19 protein-coding genes are annotated in these 19,686 nt (G+C 67.1%); 17 read left to right on the top strand and 2 right to left on the bottom strand.

Annotated features, from left to right (window positions below; translation table 11 throughout):
• Nucleotides 1-190 precede the first annotated feature (190 nt).
• On the top strand, nt 191-1,756 hold the full coding sequence (locus P3W75_RS26975; protein WP_276230377.1) for a methyl-accepting chemotaxis protein: 1,566 nt from the start codon (nt 191-193) through the stop codon (nt 1,754-1,756).
• A gap of 73 nt (nt 1,757-1,829) precedes the next feature.
• Here P3W75_RS26975 and cprA read toward each other — a convergent pair whose 3' ends face one another.
• Nucleotides 1,830-2,990 (bottom strand): cationic peptide resistance protein CprA, encoded by a 1,161-nt coding sequence (cprA, locus tag P3W75_RS26970; RefSeq protein ID WP_276230376.1) that lies wholly within the window; start codon nt 2,988-2,990, stop codon nt 1,830-1,832.
• An 87-nt stretch (nt 2,991-3,077) separates the two neighbouring features.
• Nucleotides 3,078-3,800 carry an alpha/beta family hydrolase gene (locus P3W75_RS26965; protein ID WP_346429867.1) on the bottom strand — a complete coding sequence of 241 codons (723 nt, stop codon included), beginning with the start codon at nt 3,798-3,800 and terminating at the stop codon, nt 3,078-3,080.
• Between the two features lie 115 nt (nt 3,801-3,915).
• Here P3W75_RS26965 and ccoN (P3W75_RS26960) point away from each other — a divergent pair, with 115 nt between their 5' ends.
• The 16 genes from ccoN (P3W75_RS26960) to P3W75_RS26885 all read left to right on the top strand — a co-directional run bounded on the left by ccoN (P3W75_RS26960) (nt 3,916) and on the right by P3W75_RS26885 (nt 19,595).
• Nucleotides 3,916-5,355, top strand: a complete 1,440-nt coding sequence (gene ccoN, locus P3W75_RS26960; RefSeq protein WP_276230374.1) for a cytochrome-c oxidase, cbb3-type subunit I — start codon at nt 3,916-3,918, stop codon at nt 5,353-5,355.
• Nucleotides 5,355-5,963, top strand: coding sequence for a cytochrome-c oxidase, cbb3-type subunit II (gene ccoO, locus P3W75_RS26955; protein ID WP_276230373.1), 609 nt, complete (start codon nt 5,355-5,357; stop codon nt 5,961-5,963). The genes ccoN (P3W75_RS26960) and ccoO (P3W75_RS26955) overlap by 1 nt, the downstream gene beginning before the upstream one ends.
• A gap of 5 nt (nt 5,964-5,968) precedes the next feature.
• Entirely contained in the window at nt 5,969-6,160 is a 192-nt protein-coding gene (locus P3W75_RS26950; RefSeq protein ID WP_276230372.1) for a cbb3-type cytochrome oxidase subunit 3, read from the top strand.
• Nucleotides 6,157-7,086 (top strand): cytochrome-c oxidase, cbb3-type subunit III, encoded by a 930-nt coding sequence (gene ccoP / locus P3W75_RS26945; RefSeq protein WP_276230371.1) that lies wholly within the window; start codon nt 6,157-6,159, stop codon nt 7,084-7,086. The genes P3W75_RS26950 and ccoP (P3W75_RS26945) overlap by 4 nt, the downstream gene beginning before the upstream one ends.
• A 330-nt stretch (nt 7,087-7,416) precedes the next feature.
• On the top strand, nt 7,417-8,859 hold the full coding sequence (ccoN, locus tag P3W75_RS26940; protein WP_276230370.1) for a cytochrome-c oxidase, cbb3-type subunit I: 1,443 nt from the start codon (nt 7,417-7,419) through the stop codon (nt 8,857-8,859).
• A complete protein-coding gene (gene ccoO / locus P3W75_RS26935) occupies nt 8,859-9,467 on the top strand; it encodes a cytochrome-c oxidase, cbb3-type subunit II (protein WP_276230369.1) in 609 nt (202 codons plus the stop codon). The genes ccoN (P3W75_RS26940) and ccoO (P3W75_RS26935) overlap by 1 nt, the downstream gene beginning before the upstream one ends.
• Nucleotides 9,468-9,473: 6 nt before the next feature.
• Nucleotides 9,474-9,665, top strand: a complete 192-nt coding sequence (locus P3W75_RS26930) for a cbb3-type cytochrome oxidase subunit 3 (RefSeq protein WP_276230368.1) — start codon at nt 9,474-9,476, stop codon at nt 9,663-9,665.
• A complete protein-coding gene (ccoP, locus tag P3W75_RS26925) occupies nt 9,662-10,633 on the top strand; it encodes a cytochrome-c oxidase, cbb3-type subunit III (protein ID WP_276230367.1) in 972 nt (323 codons plus the stop codon). Before P3W75_RS26930 ends, ccoP (P3W75_RS26925) begins: the two co-directional genes overlap by 4 nt.
• 216 nt (nt 10,634-10,849) lie before the next feature.
• Nucleotides 10,850-12,265 carry a cytochrome c oxidase accessory protein CcoG gene (ccoG, locus tag P3W75_RS26920; protein WP_276230366.1) on the top strand — a complete coding sequence of 472 codons (1,416 nt, stop codon included), beginning with the start codon at nt 10,850-10,852 and terminating at the stop codon, nt 12,263-12,265.
• 143 nt (nt 12,266-12,408) lie between these two features.
• Complete coding sequence (locus P3W75_RS26915; RefSeq protein WP_276230365.1) at nt 12,409-12,942, top strand: FixH family protein; 534 nt, start codon at nt 12,409-12,411, stop codon at nt 12,940-12,942.
• The gene (locus P3W75_RS26910; protein ID WP_276230364.1) at nt 12,939-15,389 is read left to right on the top strand and encodes a heavy metal translocating P-type ATPase; all 2,451 of its coding nucleotides are present in this window, start codon (nt 12,939-12,941) and stop codon (nt 15,387-15,389) included. The genes P3W75_RS26915 and P3W75_RS26910 overlap by 4 nt, the downstream gene beginning before the upstream one ends.
• 31 nt (nt 15,390-15,420) lie before the next feature.
• Nucleotides 15,421-15,648, top strand: coding sequence for a cbb3-type cytochrome oxidase assembly protein CcoS (ccoS, locus tag P3W75_RS26905; RefSeq protein ID WP_276230363.1), 228 nt, complete (start codon nt 15,421-15,423; stop codon nt 15,646-15,648).
• Entirely contained in the window at nt 15,641-16,333 is a 693-nt protein-coding gene (locus tag P3W75_RS26900; protein WP_276230362.1) for a sulfite exporter TauE/SafE family protein, read from the top strand. The genes ccoS and P3W75_RS26900 overlap by 8 nt, the downstream gene beginning before the upstream one ends.
• Nucleotides 16,334-16,672: 339 nt before the next feature.
• On the top strand, nt 16,673-18,055 hold the full coding sequence (hemN, locus tag P3W75_RS26895; RefSeq protein WP_276230361.1) for an oxygen-independent coproporphyrinogen III oxidase: 1,383 nt from the start codon (nt 16,673-16,675) through the stop codon (nt 18,053-18,055).
• A 156-nt stretch (nt 18,056-18,211) separates the two neighbouring features.
• The gene (gene anr / locus P3W75_RS26890) at nt 18,212-18,946 is read left to right on the top strand and encodes a transcriptional regulator Anr (RefSeq protein ID WP_276230360.1); all 735 of its coding nucleotides are present in this window, start codon (nt 18,212-18,214) and stop codon (nt 18,944-18,946) included.
• Nucleotides 18,947-19,046: 100 nt separating this feature from the next.
• Nucleotides 19,047-19,595 (top strand): adenine phosphoribosyltransferase, encoded by a 549-nt coding sequence (locus P3W75_RS26885; protein ID WP_276230359.1) that lies wholly within the window; start codon nt 19,047-19,049, stop codon nt 19,593-19,595.
• Nucleotides 19,596-19,686 lie beyond the last annotated feature (91 nt).

The following is a 19,686-nucleotide window of genomic DNA, read 5'->3' as shown; positions in this document are numbered from 1 at the left end:
CGCCCTACAGTTTTTCCCTGGTTGGTTCGCCTTAGCTTTCATAAGGGAAGTTCTTACGACCAAGTGACAAGTAGCGCTTTGCTATCGTCCACGAGACTATTCCTACATCGGTTCTCGAACGAGAGTTCAACTTTCATGGACTCCGGCCGATAACCAAACCGTCATATGCCGTTTCGTGGAATCCGCCCGCATGCGCAACAACCAGCCCGTCACCCAGCGTGAACGCACCTACCCCGCCGAACAGCGACTGATTTCCACCACCGACAGCCGTGGCGTGATCACCTACACCAACGACGCCTTCATCAGCATCAGCGGCTTCGAGCGCGACGAACTGGTCGGCTCGCCACACAACCTGGTGCGCCACCCGGACGTGCCGCCGGCGGTGTTCGCCCATATGTGGGAAACGCTGAAGAAAGGCCGGCCGTGGATGGGCATCGTCAAGAACCGCTGCAAGAACGGCGACCACTACTGGGTCAGCGCCTACGTCACGCCGATCTTCGAACGCAACGACATCGTCGGCTACGAGTCGGTGCGCGTGCGCCCCACCGCCGAGCAGGTGGAGCGCGCCCAGGCGCTGTACCAGCGGATCAACGCCGGCAGGTCGGCGGTGCCCAGCCGCGACCGCTGGCTGCCGGTACTGCAGGACTGGCTGCCGTTCATCCTGATCAGCCAGTTGGCCTTCCTCATCGGCACCTGGCTGGATTCGCACTGGGGCTTCCTGCTCGCCGCCGCGCTCGCCGTGCCGCTCGGCCTGGCCGGCCTGAGCTGGCAGCAACGCGGCCTGAAACGCCTGCTGCGGCTGGCCGAGCAGACCACCTCGGACCCGCTGATCGCGCAGATGTACACCGACAGCCGTGGCGCCCAGGCGCGCCTGGAAATGTCCATCCTCAGCCAGGAAGCGCGGCTGAAGACCTGCCTGACCCGCCTGCAGGACACCGCCGAACAGCTCACCGAGCAGGCGCGCCAGGCCGACACCCTGGCCCACCACAGCTCCTCCGGCCTGGAACGCCAGCGGGTGGAGACCGAGCAAGTGGCCACCGCGGTCAACCAGATGGCCGCCACCACCCAGGAAGTGGCGAACAACGTGCAACGCACCGCCGACGCCACCCGCCAGGCCAACGAACTGACCCGTCGCGGGCGCAGCGTCGCCAGCGAGACCCGCGAGGCCATCGAGCGCCTCTCCGCCTCTGTCGGTGAAACCGGCCTGGCGGTCAGCCAGCTGGCCCAGGACAGCAACGAGATCGGCGGCGTGGTCGACGTGATCAAGGGCATCGCCGACCAGACCAACCTGCTGGCGCTCAACGCCGCCATCGAAGCGGCTCGCGCCGGCGAGATGGGCCGCGGCTTCGCCGTGGTGGCCGACGAGGTGCGCTCGCTGGCCCAGCGCACCGCCGAATCCACCGAGCAGATCCACGGCCTGATCGCCAAGCTGCAGCACACCGCCGAAGAAGCCGTGGGCACCATGGAAGTCGGCCGTCGTCAGGCCGACGAAGGTGTCGAGCGCGTGCTGGAGGCCGACCAGGCGCTGTCGGGCATCAGCGACTCGGTGGCCAACATCGCCGACATGGCCAACCAGATCGCCGCGGCGGCCGAAGAGCAGAGCGCGGTGGCCGAGGAGATCAACCGCAACATCGCCACCATCGCCCAGCTCGCCGACCAGACCTCCGACGAGGCCCAGCGCACCGCGCAGCTGAGCGAAGAGCTGACCGGCACCGCGCAGAGCCAGTATTCGCTGGTGGAGCGGTTCAACCGCTGAGACCGAGCGCGCTCTTCGTAGGAGCGCGCCAGGCGTGGGCATGGCGCACGCCTATCGCGGGCGTGGCCCGCTCCTACTTGAAGTCCCATTGCATCTGGGTGGGGATGCTGATGTCGCGCGAGGACTGCACGCACACATCCAGGTACTCGGTGAAGCGCGGCGGCGCCGCGATGCCTTCGTCGAGCAGGCGCTGGTTGTCGAACAGGTAGTTGAGGTCGGCGAAGCCGCTGTACAGGCGCAGCGCGCGTAGCACCAGGCGCGGGTTGGCCTTGCCGATGCGGCTTTCGAAGCTGCCGGCCAGCTCGCGCAGGTCGTCCGGGCTGACCTTGCGGTAGCGCTCGCCCACCGGCTCTTCGCCACGCGCCTCGGCGTAGGCGCGGTCGATCTCGCCGAAGGTGCAGGCCGCGCCGTGGCCGGCCGAGACGTGGTACAGGCTGTGCTCCAGGCGCGGCTTCAGCGCCAACGCGACCAGGGCCTCGGCGCAGTAGTCGGCGGGGATCACGTCGATCCGCTCGTCCAGCGCGCAGGTGAAGCTCTCCAGCGCGAAGCCCATGCGGAACACCCAGAAGATGCTGCCCGAAGCCTGGCAGCCCAGCTCGCTGTGGCCGACCACGATCGACGGCCGCGCCACCACCAGCGGCAGTTGCGGCAGTTCCTCGCGCAGGCGCCGCTCGATCTCCGCCTTGGACGCGGTGTAGTCCACCAGTTGCTCTTCGCTCTGCGGGAATTCCCAGGATTCGCGCACCGGCGATTCGCGCTCGGGGCCGCAGCACATGGCGGTGCCGATGTGGAGGAAACGCTTGAGGTTGCGCGACTGGCTCATCGCGCGGGCGAAGGCGAAGGTGCCCTCGACGTTCACCGGCCAGATGTTCGGGTTCTTCGAGAACGAGGCCACGGCGGCGCAGTTGATCACCTGCTCCACACGCATCAGGCGGGCGCGCTCGACCTGCAGCCAGCGCGTGTCGAGCAGGTCGCCGCAGACGATCTGCGCGGCCTGCAGACCCTCCAGCGCCGCCTCGCTCACGGCGTGCAGGCGCAGGTTGTCGCGCAGGCGCTCCAGGCCCTGCGCGGGCGAGTCGGCGCGCACCAGCAACAGCAGCGCCTGGGCGTGGCCGTCGGCGATCAGGCGGGCGGCGACGGCGCCGCCGAGGAAGCCGGTGGCGCCGGTCAGCAGCAGGCTGTGCGCGGCGCGCGGGGTTGGGGTGGCAATGCGGTCAGCGTATTCGGGGGTCATGGCAGCCTTCGGCCTGTCCTGTGGATGCGGGGCGCCGACTCCGCGAGTCGGCGGCGCGAGGATAGGAAGGGCTGCCTTAAGAGGCGCTTACGGCCGGCCGGGGGCCTTCTGCAAACCGTCGAGGAAACTCGCGATGCGCTGCGCCGCGCTGTCCAGGTGCTGCTCGTGGGTGAGCCCGGAGGCCTTCAGCGGCTTCAGGTCGTGGTCGGCGGCGGCCAGCCAGTGCAGCTGGATCGCCGGTGACAGCGCGTAGTCCGCCACGTGGGCGACATCGCCCAGAGCATCGCGCTCGCCCTGGACGATCAGCGTCGGCGTACGCAGCTCGGCCAGGTGCGCCACCCGAGGCTTCTCCGCCTTGCCGGCGGCGTAGAACGGGTAGCCCAGGCAGACCAGCGCGGCGGCGCCCAGCTCGTCGGCCAGCAGGCTGGCCATGCGCCCGCCCATGGACTTGCCGCCGATCGCCAGCGGGCCTTCGACCTGCGCGCGCAGCTGCGCGTACACCTGCCGCCAGCACTCCAGCAACTGCTTCTGCGGGTTCGGCGGGCGCCTGCGGCCGTCCTCGCGGCGCGCGGCCATGTAGGGGAACTCGAAACGCGCCACGGCCACGCCGCGCGCGGTCAGGCGCTGGGCGATGGCGTCCATGAACGGGCTGTCCATCGGCGCGCCGGCGCCATGGGCCAGCGCCAGGGTCGCCGACAACGCTCCCTGCGGCCGGTTCCACAGTAGCGACAAAGCGCCACAGCCGGGCGCCGTCGCGGTCTCAGGCGGCGATTGATCGGAGTCAATATTCGGTTTCCGGGGTTTATCCATTCTTCGCTCCGCTAGTTGCGTAATTAGTACCTGTCCCTGGGGGAGGGGCGGCGTTCGCCGTAAGGAACCCGCCGGGATGGGCTAGCCCATAACCGTGGATGGAAGCCCATATACCATGAGCACAACCAATCAGACCGCTTATAACTACAAGGTGGTCCGCCAGTTCGCCGTGATGACGGTGGTCTGGGGAATCGTCGGCATGCTGGTCGGCGTCGTCATCGCCGCCCAACTGGTGTGGCCGGAACTCAATCTCGGCCTGCCCTGGACCAGCTTCGGCCGCCTGCGCCCACTGCACACCAACGCGGTGATCTTCGCCTTCGGCGGCTGCGCGCTGTTCGCCACCAGCTACTACGCGGTGCAGCGCACCTGCCAGGTACGGCTGTTCTCCGACACCCTCGCCTCCTTCACCTTCTGGGGCTGGCAACTGGTGATCCTGCTGGCGGCCATCAGCCTGCCGCTGGGCTACACCTCCTCCAAGGAGTACGCCGAGCTGGAATGGCCGATCGACATCCTGATCACCATCGTCTGGGTCTGCTACGGCATCGTGTTCTTCGGCACCCTGATCAAACGCAAGACCCAGCACATCTATGTCGGCAACTGGTTCTTCGGCGCCTTCATCGTCACCGTGGCGCTGCTGCACGTGGTCAACAACCTGGAACTGCCGGTGGGCTTCATGAAGTCCTACTCGCTGTACTCCGGCGCCACCGACGCGATGATCCAGTGGTGGTACGGCCACAACGCCGTGGGCTTCTTCCTCACCGCCGGCTTCCTCGGGATGATGTACTACTTCGTGCCCAAGCAGGCCGAGCGCCCGGTGTATTCCTATCGCCTGTCCATCGTGCACTTCTGGGCGCTGATCGCCGTGTACATCTGGGCCGGCCCGCACCACCTGCACTACACCGCCCTGCCGGACTGGGCGCAATCCCTCGGCATGGTGATGTCGCTGGTGCTGCTGGCGCCGTCCTGGGGCGGCATGATCAACGGCATGATGACCCTCTCCGGGGCCTGGCATAAGCTGCGCAGCGACCCGATCCTGCGCTTCCTGGTGGTGTCCCTGGCGTTCTACGGCATGTCCACCTTCGAAGGCCCGATGATGGCCATCAAGACCGTCAACGCCCTCTCCCACTACACCGACTGGACCATCGGCCACGTCCACGCCGGGGCGCTGGGCTGGGTCGCCATGGTCTCCATCGGCTCGCTGTACCACATGCTGCCGAAGGTCTTCGGGCGCAAGGAAATGTACAGCGTTGGCCTGATCAACACGCACTTCTGGCTCGCCACCATCGGCACCGTGCTGTACATCGCCTCGATGTGGGTCAACGGCATCACCCAGGGCCTGATGTGGCGCGCGGTGAACGCCGACGGCACCCTCACCTACTCCTTCGTCGAAGCCCTCGCCGCCGGCCACCCCGGCTTCGTGGTGCGCATGATCGGCGGCGCGGTGTTCCTCAGCGGCATGCTGATCATGGCCTACAACACCTGGCGCACCATCGCCGCCTCCAAGGCCGAGGAAGCCGACGCGGCTGCCCTGATTCCCGCGGTAGGAGCCCACTGATGAAACACGAAGTACTCGAGAAGAACGTCGGCCTGCTGGCCCTGTGCATGGCGGTGGCGGTGAGCATCGGCGGCCTGACCCAGATCGTCCCGCTGTTCTTCCAGGACGTCACCAACACCCCGGTGGAAGGCATGAAGCCCTACACCGCCCTGCAACTGGAAGGCCGCGACATCTACATCCGCGAGGGCTGCGTGGGCTGCCACTCGCAGATGATCCGCCCGTTCCGCGCCGAGACCGAGCGCTACGGCCACTACTCGGTGGCCGGTGAAAGCGTCTGGGACCACCCGTTCCTGTGGGGCTCCAAGCGTACCGGCCCGGACCTGGCCCGCGTCGGCGGCCGCTACTCCGACGACTGGCACCGCGCGCACCTGTACAACCCGCGCAACGTGGTGCCGGAGTCGAAGATGCCGGCCTACCCCTGGCTGGTCGAGAACAAGCTCGACGGCAAGGACGCACCGGCCAAGCTGCAGGCCATGCGCACCCTCGGCGTGCCCTACACCGACGAAGACATCGCCGGCGCCCGCGAAGCGGTCCAGGGCAAGAGCGAGATGGACGCCCTGGTCGCCTACCTGCAGGGCCTGGGCACCGCGATCAAGAACAAACGGTGATGGCCATGGATATCGGAACCCTGCGCGGCCTCGGCACCGTCGTGGTGATGGTCGCCTTCATCGGCGTGACGATCTGGGCCTACGCCGGCAAGCGCAAGCAGCGCTTCGACGCCGACGCCCTGCTGCCGTTCGCCGATGACCCGCTGGCGCTGCGCCGCGCCGAGCAAGAACAAGCTTCTGGGAGCAACAAAGCATGACTACCTTCTGGAGTCTGTACATCACCGTACTGACCGTCGGCTCGCTGATCGCCCTGCTGTGGCTGGTATTCGCCACCCGCAGCGGCGAATCCAAGGGCGCCACCGACCAGACCATGGGCCACGCCTTCGACGGCATCGAGGAATACGACAACCCGCTGCCCAGGTGGTGGTTCCTGCTGTTCGTCGGCACCATCGTGTTCGCCGCCGGCTACCTGGCGCTGTACCCCGGCCTGGGCAACTGGAAAGGCGTGCTGCCGGGCTATGACGGCGGCTGGACCCAGGTCAAGCAGCTGGAACGCGAGCAGGCCCTGGCCGACGCCAAGTACGCGCCGATCTTCGCCAAATACTCGGCGATGTCGGTGGAGGACGTGGCCAAGGACCCGCAGGCGCTGAAGACCGGCGAACGCCTGTTCGCCACCTACTGCTCGATCTGCCACGGCTCCGACGCCAGGGGCGCCATGGGCTTCCCCAACCTGACCGACCAGGACTGGCGCTGGGGCGGCGATGCCGCCACCATCGAGACCACCATCCTCGGCGGCCGCCACGCGGTGATGCCGGCCTGGGGCGAAGTGCTGGGCGACCAGGGCGTGCACGACGTGGCCGCCTTCGTCACCACCCGCCTGGACGGCCGCAAGCTGCCCGACGGTGTGAGCGACGAACAGGTGGCCAATGGCGAGAAACTCTTCGCCACCACCTGCATCGCCTGCCACGGCCCCGAAGGCAAGGGCACCGCCGCGCTCGGCGCGCCGGACCTGACCCACCCGGGCGCGTTCATCTACGGTTCGGGCTTCGCCCAGCTGCAGCAGACCATCCGCCACGGCCGCCAGGGCCAGATGCCCGCGCAGGAAGCCTACCTGGGCAAGGACAAGGTCCACGTACTGGCCGCGTATATCTACAACATTTCCCGTCCGCAAAACGCCAATTAACTCCCGCCGCTCGCGCCCGTCCGGGCGCGAGCAACTTCCGCGCATTTACGCGACCAAGTGTCGCACCTGGTGCGCGGCATTCCTTCACACTGCTCTAGATCAAGTCTAAGCTCATTCCATCCGTGAGTCGGCAGCAATGCGGGGAAGCCCTACGTTCATAAGGGTTTCCGCGTTGCGAGTGCACCAGAAAAAGTATGGCGGAAATGCCCTCAAAGCGGCATGCGCAGCGGCTCCCGGCCCGATTCCGGTGCGTTGCATTGCCTACTGGCTTTCTACATACTTGCCGCCGTTTTTTGTCCCTAAATAGCAAAAAAACCGTGGAACCTTAGAATGAGCACAGCAATCAGTCCGACTGCTTATAACTATAAGGTTATCCGCCAGTTCGCCGTAATGACGGTCGTCTGGGGGATACTTGGAATGGGGATGGGTGTTTTCATCGCCTCACAGTTGGTATGGCCCGAATTGAACTTCGGTCTGCCATGGACCAGTTTCGGGCGACTTCGTCCGTTGCACACCAACCTGGTGATCTTCGCCTTCGGCGGCTGTGCTCTGTTCGCGACTTCCTATTACGTGGTGCAACGCACCTGCCAGACCCGGCTGATCTCCGACAGCCTCGCCGCGTTCCACTTCTGGGGCTGGCAACTGGTCATCGTGCTGGCCGGCATCACCCTGCCGCTGGGCTACACCTCCTCCAAGGAGTACGCCGAGCTGGAATGGCCGATCGACATCCTGATCGCCGTCGTCTGGGTCGTGTACGCCGTGGTGTTCTTCGGCACCATCGTCAAGCGCAAGACCAAGCACATCTACGTCGGCAACTGGTTCTACGGCGCCTTCATCCTGGTCACGGCGATGCTGCACATCGTCAACAACCTGGAGATCCCGGTCGGCTGGTTCAAGTCCTACTCCGTCTACTCCGGCGCCACCGACGCCATGGTGCAGTGGTGGTACGGGCACAACGCCGTGGGCTTCTTCCTGACCACCGGCTTCCTCGGCATGATGTACTACTTCGTGCCCAAGCAGGCCGAGCGTCCGGTGTACTCCTATCGCCTGTCGATCGTGCACTTCTGGGCGCTGATCACCCTGTACATCTGGGCCGGTCCGCACCACCTGCACTACACCGCCCTGCCGGACTGGGCGCAGTCCCTCGGCATGGTGATGTCGCTGATCCTCCTGGCTCCGTCCTGGGGCGGCATGATCAACGGCATGATGACCCTCTCCGGCGCCTGGCATAAGCTGCGCACCGACCCGATCCTGCGCTTCCTGGTGGTATCCCTGGCCTTCTACGGCATGTCCACCTTCGAAGGCCCGATGATGGCCATCAAGACCGTCAACTCGCTGTCCCACTACACCGACTGGACCATCGGCCACGTACACGCCGGCGCTCTGGGCTGGGTAGCGATGATCTCCATCGGCTCGCTGTATCACCTGATTCCGAAGGTGTTCGGTCGCGAGCAGATGCACAGCACCGGCCTGATCAACGCGCACTTCTGGCTCGCCACCATCGGCACCGTGCTGTACATCGCCTCGATGTGGGTCAACGGCATCACCCAGGGCCTGATGTGGCGCGCGGTGAACGCCGACGGCACCCTCACCTACTCCTTCGTCGAGGCCCTGCAGGCCAGCCATCCGGGCTTCATGGTCCGCGCGCTGGGCGGCTTCTTCTTCGCCTTCGGCATGCTGCTGATGGCCTACAACACGTACCGTACCGTCCGCGGGTTCAAGCAGTCCGAGGCTGACGCCGCCGCCCAGATCCCCGCTGTAGGAGCCCACTGATGAAGCACGAAGCAGTCGAGAAGAACATCGGCCTGCTGGCCTTCTTCATGGTCATCGCCGTCAGCATCGGCGGCCTGACCCAGATCGTCCCGCTGTTCTTCCAGGACGTCACCAACAAGCCGGTGGAAGGCATGAAGCCGCGCACCGCGCTGGAACTGGAAGGCCGTGACATCTACATCCGCGAAGGCTGCGTGGGCTGCCACTCGCAGATGATCCGTCCGTTCCGCGCCGAGACCGAGCGCTACGGCCACTACTCCGTCGCCGGCGAAAGCGTCTGGGACCACCCGTTCCTGTGGGGCTCCAAGCGTACCGGCCCGGACCTGGCCCGCGTCGGCGGCCGCTACTCCGACGACTGGCACCGCGCGCACCTGTACAACCCGCGCAACGTGGTGCCGGAGTCGAAGATGCCGGCCTACCCCTGGCTGGTCGAGAACAAGCTCGACGGCAAGGACATCGAGGGCAAGCTGCAGGCCATGCGTACCCTCGGCGTGCCCTATACCGACGAAGACATCGCCGGTGCTCGCGACGCCGTGAAAGGCAAATCCGAGATGGACGCCCTGGTCGCCTACCTGCAAAGCCTGGGCACCATCATCAAGAGCAAACGGTGAGTGCAGATGGATATCGGGACGATTCGCGGCCTCGGCACCGTCGTGGTGATGGTGGCCTTCATCGGTGTTCTGCTCTGGGCCTACGGCGGCAAGCGCAAGCAGCGCTTCGACCAGGACGCCATGCTGCCCTTCGCGGACGACCCGGCAGCCATGAAGCACCTCGAGCAAGAACAAGCTTCTAGGAGCAACAAAGAATGACAACCTTCTGGAGTCTGTACGTCACCGTACTTACCCTGGGCACCATCTTCGCCCTGGCCTGGCTGCTGTTCGCCACCCGCCGCGGCCAGCGCAGCGAAGCCACCGAGGAAACCGTGGGCCACTCCTTCGACGGCATCGAGGAGTACGACAACCCGCTGCCCAAGTGGTGGTTCATGCTGTTCGTCGCCACCTTCATCTTCGCCCTCGGCTACCTGGCCCTGTACCCGGGCCTGGGCAACTGGAAAGGCATCCTGCCCGGTTACCAGGAAGTCGCCGACGGCAAGCCCTTCGCCAACGGTCAGGCCGGCTGGACCGGCGTGCACCAGTGGGAGAAGGAGATGGCCAAGGCCGACGAGAGGTACGGCCCGATCTTCGCCAAGTTCGCCGCCATGCCCATCGAGGACGTGGCCAAGGACCCGCTGGCGCTGAAAATGGGCGGCCGCCTGTTCGCCTCCAACTGCTCGGTCTGCCACGGCTCCGACGCCAAGGGCGCCTACGGCTTCCCCAACCTGACCGACCAGGACTGGCGTTGGGGCGGTGCCACCGCGGACATCGAGACCACCATCAAGGGTGGCCGTCACGCCGCGATGCCGGCCTGGGGTGAAGTGCTGGGCGACCAGGGCGTGCACGACGTGGCCGCCTTCGTCACCAGCAAGCTGGACGGTCGCAAGCTGCCCGAAGGCGTAACCGACGAGCAGGTCGCCAACGGCGGCAAGATCTTCTCCACCACCTGCGTCGCCTGCCACGGTCCGGAAGGCAAGGGCACCGCCGCCATGGGCGCGCCGAACCTGACCCACCCGGCCGCGTTCATCTACGGCTCGAGCTTCGCCCAGCTGCAGCAGACCATTCGCTACGGCCGCCAGGGCCAGATGCCGGCCCAGCTGGAACGTCTCGGCGGCGACCAGGTGCACCTGCTGGCCGCCTACGTGTACAGCCTGTCCCACGGCGACGAGCAGAAGAGCGAATAAGCTCCCCTGCCCCGCCCCAGCGACACCCAGCGGCGCCGGTTCTTACCGGCGCCGCTCTATTTCGGGGTAGGAAAAATATTCCGAAATTTCCCGCGCGACCAACGGTCGCACCGTTGCACGCAGGCCCAAGTCGTATCATGTTTAGGCGTGCAGCCATATTCTGACCCTTTCGGCATGTACCGACGGGGCACCCTCCCACTGCCGTGGTACGCACTGATGAGCAAACAGATTCCCGTGCATGACGTCACACCGCCTGCGAAGAAAGGCGGAGAGAACGTCGACCTCTATGCCTCTCGCGAGAAGATCTACACCCGAGCCTTCACCGGGTTCTTCCGCAACCTGCGCCGCGTCGGCGGCGCCTTCCTGTTCCTTCTCTACTTCGGCACCGTGTGGCTGACCTGGAACGGTCGCCAGGCCGTGTGGTGGGACCTGCCCGAACGCAAGTTCTACATCTTCGGCGCGACCTTCTGGCCGCAGGACTTCATCCTCCTCTCCGGCCTGCTGATCATCTGCGCCTTCGGCCTGTTCTTCATCACGGTGTTCGCCGGCCGCGTGTGGTGCGGCTACACCTGCCCGCAGAGCGTGTGGACGTGGATCTTCATGTGGTGCGAGAAGGTCACCGAGGGCGACCGCAACCAGCGCATGAAGCTGGACAAGGCGCCCATGAGCGGCAACAAGCTGCTGCGCAAGCTGGCCAAGCACTCGCTGTGGCTGCTGATCGGCCTGGTCACCGGCCTCACCTTCGTCGGCTACTTCGCGCCGATGCGCGAGCTGCTGGTCGACCTGGTCACCGGCGAGGCGGACGGCTGGGCCTACTTCTGGGTCGGCTTCTTCACCCTCGCCACCTACGGCAACGCCGGCTGGCTGCGCGAGCAGGTGTGCATCTACATGTGCCCCTACGCGCGCTTCCAGAGCGTGATGTTCGACAAGGACACCCTGATCGTCTCCTACGACCCGCGCCGCGGCGAGCAGCGCGGCCCGCGCAAGAAGACCCTGGACTACAAGGCCGAGGGCCTGGGCGACTGCATCGACTGCACCATGTGCGTACAGGTGTGCCCGACCGGCATCGACATCCGCGACGGCCTGCAGATCGAGTGCATCGGCTGCGCCGCCTGCATCGACGCCTGCGACAGCATCATGGACAAGATGAACTACCCGCGCGGGCTGATCAGCTACACCACCGAGCACAACCTGTCCGGGCAGAAGACCCACCTGGTGCGGCCGCGCCTGATCGGCTACGCCATCGCCCTGTGCGTGATGATGGGCCTGCTGGCCACCGCCGTGGTGATCCGTCCGCTGGTGGGCTTCGACGTCAGCAAGGACCGCGTGCTCTACCGCGAGAACGCGGACGGGCGGATCGAGAACGTCTACAGCCTGAAGATCATGAACAAGGACCAGCGCGACCACACCTACGTGCTCGGCGCCCGTGGCCTCGACGGCCTGACCCTGGAGGGCCGCAAGGAAGTCCAGGTGAGTGCCGGCGACATCCTCGCCATGCCGGTGGAACTGGCCGTGGACCCGGACAAGCTGCCCTCGAGCACCAACAAGATCACCTTCACCATCCAGTCGCTGGACGACCCGTCAATCAGCAAGGAAGCCGACAGCCGCTTCATCGGCCCGGCGGTACGCTGAACGCCGGCTGAACACCGCGCATCCCGCCCTCGCGGCGGGATGCCAGCGTCCGTCCGAGCACGTAGAATCCGCCCCATCCCAGGCGCCCTGCCCACCCCTCGGGCAGGCCGCTTCCGCCCCGCGGACCACAAGAGAGAAAACCCATGCAGTCGGCGCCCGCCCAACCCTGGTACAAGCACCTCTGGCCCTGGATCCTCATCGGCATGCTGGCCACTTCGGTGTTCCTCAGCCTGACCATGGTGCGCATCGCCGTGGACAACCAGGACACCCTGGTCAACGACAACTACTACGAGGCCGGCAAGGGCATCAACCGCTCGCTGGACCGCGAGCACCTCGCCCAGCAGCTGCAGGTGCAGGCCCAGGTGCGCTTCGACAAGCTCACCGGCGAAGTCGAGGTGCGCCTGAAGGGCGCCAGCCAGCCTGCGCAGCTGGTCCTCAACCTGATCTCGCCGACCCTGGAATCCCAGGACCGCCACGTCACCCTGCTGCCGGCCAACGAGCCGGGCCGCTACACTGGCCGCCTGGACAGCACGATCGAGGGCCGGCGTTTCGTCGAACTGCTCGGCGAGCAGGACGGCAAGGCCTGGCGCCTGTTCGAGGAAGAGAAGATCGTCGCCGACGGCGAGATCCTCCTTGGCGACGAGCCCCTCAAGGGGGACGAAGTCCAGCGCCCATGAGCGCCCCGCTGCCCTGCTACCACTGCGCGCTGCCGGTTCCGCCCGGCAGCCGCTTCACCGCCGCGGTCCTCGGCGAGACCCGCGAGTTCTGCTGCCCCGGCTGCCAGGCGGTGGCCGAGGCCATCGTCGCCGGCGGCCTGGAAGGCTATTACCGGCACCGCACCGAAACGGCGAGCAACCCCGAGGCCCTGCCGGCGCAACTGGGCGACGAGCTGGCCCTGCTCGACCGCGCGGACGTGCAGCAGCCCTTCGTCCAGCATCAGGGCGAGCTGGCCGAGACCACGCTGATCCTCGAAGGCATCAGCTGCGCCGCCTGCGGCTGGCTGATCGAAAAGCACCTGCGGCGCCTGCCGGCGGTGGCCGAGGCCGGGCTCAACCTGTCCAACCATCGCCTGCACGTGCGCTGGGCCGACGCCCAGCTGCCGCTCAGCGGGCTGCTCGCCGAGCTGCGCAAGATCGGCTACGCCGCCCACCCCTATCGCCCGGACCAGGCCGCCGAGCAACTCGCCGAAGAAAACCGCCGCGCCCTGCGCCAGCTCGGCGTGGCCGGCCTGCTGTGGTTCCAGGCGATGATGGCGACCATGGCCACCTGGCCGGAATTCAACATCGACCTCAGCGCCGAGATGCACGAAATCCTGCGCTGGGTGGCGATGTTCCTGACCACGCCGATCGTCTTCTACTCCTGCCAGCCGTTCTTCCGCGGTGCCCTGCGCGATTTGCGCACGCGCCACCTGACCATGGACGTCTCGGTGTCCCTGGCGATCGGCGGCGCCTACCTCGCCGGCATCTGGACCGCGATCACCGGCAAGGGCGACCTGTACTTCGACGCGGTGGGCATGTTCGCCCTGTTCCTGCTCGCCGGGCGCTACCTGGAACGCCGCGCCCGCGAACGCACGGCGGCGGCCACCGCGCAGCTGGTCAACCTGCTGCCGGCCTCCTGCCTGCGCCTGGACGACAGCGGCCAGGGCACGCGCATCCTGCTCAGCGAGCTGCGCGTCGGCGACCGCGTGCTGGTGCCGCCCGGCGCGGTGCTGCCGGCCGACGGCCTGATCCTCGCCGGGCAGTCCAGCGTCGACGAATCGCTGCTCACCGGCGAGTACCTGCCGCAGCCGCGCCGCGCTGGCGACAGCGTCACCGGCGGCACCCTCAACGTCGAGGGCCCGCTGACCCTGCAGGTGCAGGCACTGGGCGACGACAGCCGGCTGTCGGCCATCGTCCGCCTGCTAGAGCGCGCCCAGGCCGACAAACCGCGCCTGGCGCAGATCGCCGACAGCGCCGCGCAATGGTTCCTGCTGGTGCTGCTGGTGCTGGCCGCCGTGGTCGGCCTGTTCTGGTGGCAGCACGACGCCTCGCGGGCCTTCTGGGTGGTGCTGGCGATGCTGGTGGCGACCTGCCCCTGCGCGCTGTCCCTGGCCACCCCCACGGCGCTCACCGCAGCCACCGGCAGCCTGCACAAGCTCGGCCTGCTGCTCACCCGCGGCCACGTGCTGGAAGGCCTCAAGCGCATCGACACGGTGATCTTCGACAAGACCGGCACCCTCACCGAGGGCCGCCTGACCCTGCGCGCCGTGCGCCCGCTGGGCGAACTCGACGGCGAACGCTGCCTGGCCCTGGCGGCGGCGCTGGAAAACCGCTCCGAACACCCCATCGCCCGCGCCTTCGGCCGCGCCCCGCAGCCCGCCGAGGCGGTGCACAGCCACCCCGGCCTGGGCCTGGAAGGCCTGGTCGACGACCGCCGCCTGCGCATCGGCCAGGCCGCCTTCGTCTGCGCCCTGAGCGGCGCCCCGGAGCCGGCCATGCCCAACGAGCACGGCCAGTGGCTGCTGCTCGGCGACGAGGGCGGCGCGCTGGCCTGGCTGGTGCTCGACGACCGCCTGCGCGACGACGCCCCGGCGCTGCTGCAAGCCTGCCGCGAACGCGGCTGGCGCACCCTGCTGCTGTCCGGCGACAGCTCGCCGATGGTGCAGAGCGTGGCCGCCGAACTGGGCATCGAGGAAGTCCACGGCGGCCTGCGTCCGGACGACAAGCTGGCGATCCTCCGCCAGCTGCACGCCGAAGGCCGCCACGTGCTGATGCTCGGCGACGGGGTCAACGACGTGCCGGTGCTGGCCGCCGCCGACATCAGCGTGGCCATGGGCAGCGCCACCGACCTGGCCAAGACCAGCGCCGACGCGGTGCTGCTGTCCAACCGCCTGGACAGCCTGGTGCAGGCCTTCGTCCTGGCCCGGCGCACGCGCCGGGTGATAGTCGAGAACCTGATCTGGGCGGGGCTGTACAATGGCCTGATGCTGCCCTTCGCCGCCCTCGGCTGGATCACCCCGGCCTGGGCTGCCATCGGTATGTCGGTCAGCTCGCTGACCGTGGTGCTCAACGCCCTGCGCCTGACCCGCGTACGCGCCCTGCCGGCCGCCACGCCGGCGCCAGCCCTGACGCTCGCCGCCCAGTGAGGGCGGCACAGGCACACCCAACGGAGTCGATATGCCCGCTCTCTACGTGATGATCCCGGTGGCGCTGGTCATCGTCGCCATCGCCGTGTTCATCTTCTTCTGGGCAGTGAACAGCGGCCAGTACGACGACATGGACGGCCCTGCCCACAGCATCCTGTTCGACGACGAAGACCCCAAGCACCAGGCCGGCATCGACGAGGCCGAAGGCACCCGCGAACAGCCCGAGGCCAGCGACCGCAAGGACTCGCCGGATGCTTGAACTGCTGCCCATGCTGGCCTCGGCGCTGGTCCTCGGCCTGCTCGGCGGCGGCCACTGCCTGGGCATGTGCGGCGGCCTGATGGGCGCGCTGACCATGGCCATCCCGGCGGAGCAGCGCGGCCGCCGCCTGCAACTGCTGCTGGCCTACAACCTCGGGCGCATCCTCAGCTACGCCGCCGCCGGGCTGCTGCTTGGCCTGGCCGGCTGGGCCGTGGCCAATACCCCATTCGCCTCGGCGATGCGCGTCGTCGCTGCGCTGCTGCTGATCGCCATGGGCCTGTACCTGGCCGGCTGGTGGAGCGGCCTGACCCGCATCGAAGCCCTCGGCCGTGGCCTGTGGAAGTACCTCCAGCCGTTCGCCAGCCGCCTGCTGCCGGTGGCCAGCGTGCCGCGCGCGCTGCTGCTCGGCGCGCTCTGGGGCTGGCTGCCCTGCGGCCTGGTCTACAGCACCCTGCTGTGGAGCGGCAGCCAGGGTTCGGCGCTGGACAGCGCGCTGCTGATGCTCGCCTTCGGCCTCGGCACCTGGCCGGTGCTGCTGGCCACCGGGCTGGCCGCCGAACGCCTGACCGCGCTGCTGCGCAAGCGCAGCGTACGCATGGCCGGCGGCCTGCTGGTGATCCTCTTCGGCCTGTGGACCCTGCCCGGCCCGCACCAGGCGTGGCTGATGGGCCACACCATGCCCTGAGCGGACGGCTCTTCGTAGGAGCGAGCTTGCTCGCGAAGAGCGTTTCCCGCTGACTCCGGTATTTCGAGTCAACACCGCAACCCTCTACCCAGCCCTCTCCCTTCAGGGCGGGGCGCGCAGCCGAGGGTTAGGGAGAGGGGCGGGGTCAAGTCCAGGTACCTGCATAGCCGGTAGGCGCCATTCGCGCGCAAGCTCGCTCCTACAGGTGCCGTCCCGCGACAAGAGACAGGCGTTCCTACAACGAGGTACCCCCTGCGACCGCTTGATGCAGGTCAAGAGCCAGCTTTCGGAGTCTCCCTAGACTTGCCGCAAACGCTCGCCTGAATCGGGGACTGCGGCATGCTCGACAACATACGCTGGGACACAGATCTGATCCGTCGCTACGATCTGTCCGGCCCGCGCTACACCTCCTATCCCACCGCCGTGCAGTTCCACGAGGGCGTCGGCCCCTTCGACATGCTGCATGCCCTGCGCAACAGCCAGAAGGCCGAGCGGCCGCTGTCGCTCTACGTGCACATCCCGTTCTGCGCCAACATCTGCTACTACTGCGCCTGCAACAAGGTGATCACCAAGGATCGCGGGCGCAGCGCGCCGTACCTGGCGCGGCTGATCCACGAGATCGAGATCGTCAGCCGCCACCTGGGCCGCCAGCAGACCGTCGAGCAACTGCACTTCGGCGGCGGCACCCCGACCTTCCTCAGCCCCGGCCAGTTGCGCGAGCTGATGGGCCAGTTGCGCACCCACCTGAACCTGCTGGACGACGACTCCGGCGACTACGGCATCGAGATCGACCCGCGCGAGGCCGACTGGTCGACCATGGGCCTGCTCCGCGAGCTGGGTTTCAACCGCGTCAGCCTCGGCGTGCAAGACTTCGACCTGGAAGTGCAGCAGGCGGTCAACCGCCTGCAGAGCTTCGACGAGACCCGCGCCATCCTGGACGCGGCGCGCACCCTGCAATACCGCTCGATCAACATCGACCTGATCTATGGCCTGCCCAAGCAGAGCCCGGAGCGTTTCGCCCAGACCGTGGAACAGGTCATCGGCCTGCAGCCCGACCGCCTCTCGGTGTTCAACTACGCCCACCTGCCGGAGCGCTTCATGCCGCAACGGCGGATCAACGTGCAGGACCTGCCCTCCCCCGCGCAGAAGCTGGAAATGCTGCAGCGCACCATCGAGCAACTGAGCGCCGCCGGCTACCGCTACATCGGCATGGACCACTTCGCCCTGCCCGACGACGAGCTGGCCAGCGCCCAGGAAGACGGCACCCTGCAGCGCAACTTCCAGGGCTACACCACCCACGGGCACTGCGACCTGGTGGGCCTGGGGGTCTCTGCGATCAGCCAGATCGGCGACCTGTACTGCCAGAACAGCGCCGACATCAACGACTACCAGGCCAGCCTGGACAACGGCCAGCTGGCCACCCGCCGCGGGCTCAACTGCAGCGCCGACGACCGCGTGCGGCGCGCGGTGATCCAGCAGCTGATCTGCCACTTCCAACTGGACTTCCAGGCCATCGAGGAGCGGTTCAACATCGAGTTCCACGGCTACTTCGCCGACATCTGGGACGAACTGGAGCGCTTCGCCCGGGACGGCCTGATCGAGCTCAGCCCGCGCGGCATCGACGTCACCGCCGCCGGCCGGCTGCTGGTGCGCAGCCTGTGCATGCTTTTCGACCACTACCTGCCGCACCAGAACCTGCAGCGATTCTCGCGAGTGATCTGAAGGGAAAAACCTGGCGAAGGACCGGCCTAGACGACTTTTTACGTTGAGTTTCGGATTAAATACCGGAATATTCCGATAAATCTCAAGCCAACTGGCGGGCGAACCCCTGGGTGCGTTACCCTTGCGTTTCTTGTGCCTTTCCCCCAAGGATTACCCATGGCCGAAACCATCAAGGTACGCGCCCTGCCACAAGCGCACTGCAAGGACTGCAGCCTGGCGCCCCTGTGCCTGCCCCTGTCGCTGAACAACGACGACATGGACGCCCTCGACGAAATCGTCAAGCGCGGCCGGCCGTTGAAGAAAGGTGAATTCCTGTTCCGCCAGGGTGACGCCTTCGGCTCGGTGTTCGCGGTGCGCTCCGGCGCCCTGAAGACCTTCAGCATCACCGACAACGGCGAGGAGCAGATCACCGGCTTCCACCTGCCCAGCGAGCTGGTCGGGCTGTCCGGCATGGACACAGAGGCCTACCCGGTGTCGGCCCAGGCCCTGGAAACCACCTCGGTCTGCGAGATTCCCTTCGAGCGCCTGGACGAGCTGTCCGAGCAGCTGCCGCAGCTGCGCCGCCAGCTGATGCGGGTGATGAGCCGGGAAATCCGCGACGACCAGCAGATGATGATGCTGCTGTCGAAGAAGACCGCCGACGAGCGCATCGCCACCTTCCTGGTCAACCTCTCGGCGCGCTTCCGCGCCCGTGGCTTCTCAGCCCAGCAGTTCCGCCTGGCGATGTCGCGCAACGAGATCGGCAACTACCTCGGCCTGGCCGTGGAGACGGTGTCGCGGGTGTTCACCCGCTTCCAGCAGAACGGCCTGATCGCCGCCGAAGGCAAGGAAGTGCACATCCTCGACTCCATCGAGCTGTGCGCCCTGGCCGGCGGCCAGCTGGAAAGCTAGCGGCGCGACCCTCCGGTCATCGCACAAAACGGGCTCGCCATACGGCGGGCCCGTTATACTTCGGGGTTTCGAAACTGCAACGACCAGGTGCAAAGCCAGCATGATCCTCAACCAGCTCGACCTGAAATCCGTGATCCGCGCGGTCCCCGACTTCCCCAAGGCCGGCGTGATGTTCCGTGACATCACCCCGCTGTTCCAGTCGCCGCGGGCCCTGCGTTTCGTCGCCGACAGCTTCATCCAGCGCTACGTCGAAGCGGATTTCAGCCACATCGGCGCCATGGACGCGCGCGGCTTCCTGATCGGCTCGATCATCGCCTATGAGCTGAACAAGCCGCTGGTGCTGTTCCGCAAGCAGGGCAAGCTGCCCGCCGACGTGCTCGCCCAAGGCTACCAGACCGAGTACGGCGAGGCGCTGCTGGAAGTGCACGCCGACAGCCTCTGCGAAGGCGACAGCGTGCTGATCTTCGACGACCTGATCGCCACCGGCGGCACCCTGCTGGCCGCCGCCCAGCTGGTACGGCGCATGGGCGCCAAGGTGTTCGAGGCGGCCGCGATCATCGACCTGCCGGAGCTCGGCGGCTCGGCCAAGCTGGCCGACGCCGGCATCCCCACCTACAGCCTGACCGCCTTCGCCCTCGACGAAGCCTGACGGCGCCGCGCGGGGCCGCCCGCAAGTGACCCAGCCCCGGCGCCAGGCCGGGGCTTTTTTTTGGGGCCCGCATCACCGGGCATTCCACGGA

The sequence above is a fragment of the Pseudomonas citronellolis genome (assembly GCF_029335315.1).
Taxonomy (GTDB): Bacteria; Pseudomonadota; Gammaproteobacteria; order Pseudomonadales; family Pseudomonadaceae; genus Pseudomonas; species Pseudomonas citronellolis_A.
Note: the sequence above shows the minus strand (reverse complement) of the source record. Positions and strands in the feature narration are given on the sequence as shown.

Bases quoted from the DNA above. Each gene is read 5' to 3' on its own strand.
- P3W75_RS26975 (WP_276230377.1), top strand. From the start codon at position 191: ATGCGCAACAACCAGCCCGTCACCCAGCGTGAACGCACCTACCCCGCC.
- cprA (WP_276230376.1), bottom strand. From the start codon at position 2,990: ATGACCCCCGAATACGCTGACCGCATTGCCACCCCAACCCCGCGCGCC.
- P3W75_RS26965 (WP_346429867.1), bottom strand. From the start codon at position 3,800: ATGGATAAACCCCGGAAACCGAATATTGACTCCGATCAATCGCCGCCT.
- ccoN (WP_276230374.1), top strand. From the start codon at position 3,916: ATGAGCACAACCAATCAGACCGCTTATAACTACAAGGTGGTCCGCCAG.
- ccoO (WP_276230373.1), top strand. From the start codon at position 5,355: ATGAAACACGAAGTACTCGAGAAGAACGTCGGCCTGCTGGCCCTGTGC.
- P3W75_RS26950 (WP_276230372.1), top strand. From the start codon at position 5,969: ATGGATATCGGAACCCTGCGCGGCCTCGGCACCGTCGTGGTGATGGTC.
- ccoP (WP_276230371.1), top strand. From the start codon at position 6,157: ATGACTACCTTCTGGAGTCTGTACATCACCGTACTGACCGTCGGCTCG.
- ccoN (WP_276230370.1), top strand. From the start codon at position 7,417: ATGAGCACAGCAATCAGTCCGACTGCTTATAACTATAAGGTTATCCGC.
- ccoO (WP_276230369.1), top strand. From the start codon at position 8,859: ATGAAGCACGAAGCAGTCGAGAAGAACATCGGCCTGCTGGCCTTCTTC.
- P3W75_RS26930 (WP_276230368.1), top strand. From the start codon at position 9,474: ATGGATATCGGGACGATTCGCGGCCTCGGCACCGTCGTGGTGATGGTG.
- ccoP (WP_276230367.1), top strand. From the start codon at position 9,662: ATGACAACCTTCTGGAGTCTGTACGTCACCGTACTTACCCTGGGCACC.
- ccoG (WP_276230366.1), top strand. From the start codon at position 10,850: ATGAGCAAACAGATTCCCGTGCATGACGTCACACCGCCTGCGAAGAAA.
- P3W75_RS26915 (WP_276230365.1), top strand. From the start codon at position 12,409: ATGCAGTCGGCGCCCGCCCAACCCTGGTACAAGCACCTCTGGCCCTGG.
- P3W75_RS26910 (WP_276230364.1), top strand. From the start codon at position 12,939: ATGAGCGCCCCGCTGCCCTGCTACCACTGCGCGCTGCCGGTTCCGCCC.
- ccoS (WP_276230363.1), top strand. From the start codon at position 15,421: ATGCCCGCTCTCTACGTGATGATCCCGGTGGCGCTGGTCATCGTCGCC.
- P3W75_RS26900 (WP_276230362.1), top strand. From the start codon at position 15,641: ATGCTTGAACTGCTGCCCATGCTGGCCTCGGCGCTGGTCCTCGGCCTG.
- hemN (WP_276230361.1), top strand. From the start codon at position 16,673: ATGCTCGACAACATACGCTGGGACACAGATCTGATCCGTCGCTACGAT.
- anr (WP_276230360.1), top strand. From the start codon at position 18,212: ATGGCCGAAACCATCAAGGTACGCGCCCTGCCACAAGCGCACTGCAAG.
- P3W75_RS26885 (WP_276230359.1), top strand. From the start codon at position 19,047: ATGATCCTCAACCAGCTCGACCTGAAATCCGTGATCCGCGCGGTCCCC.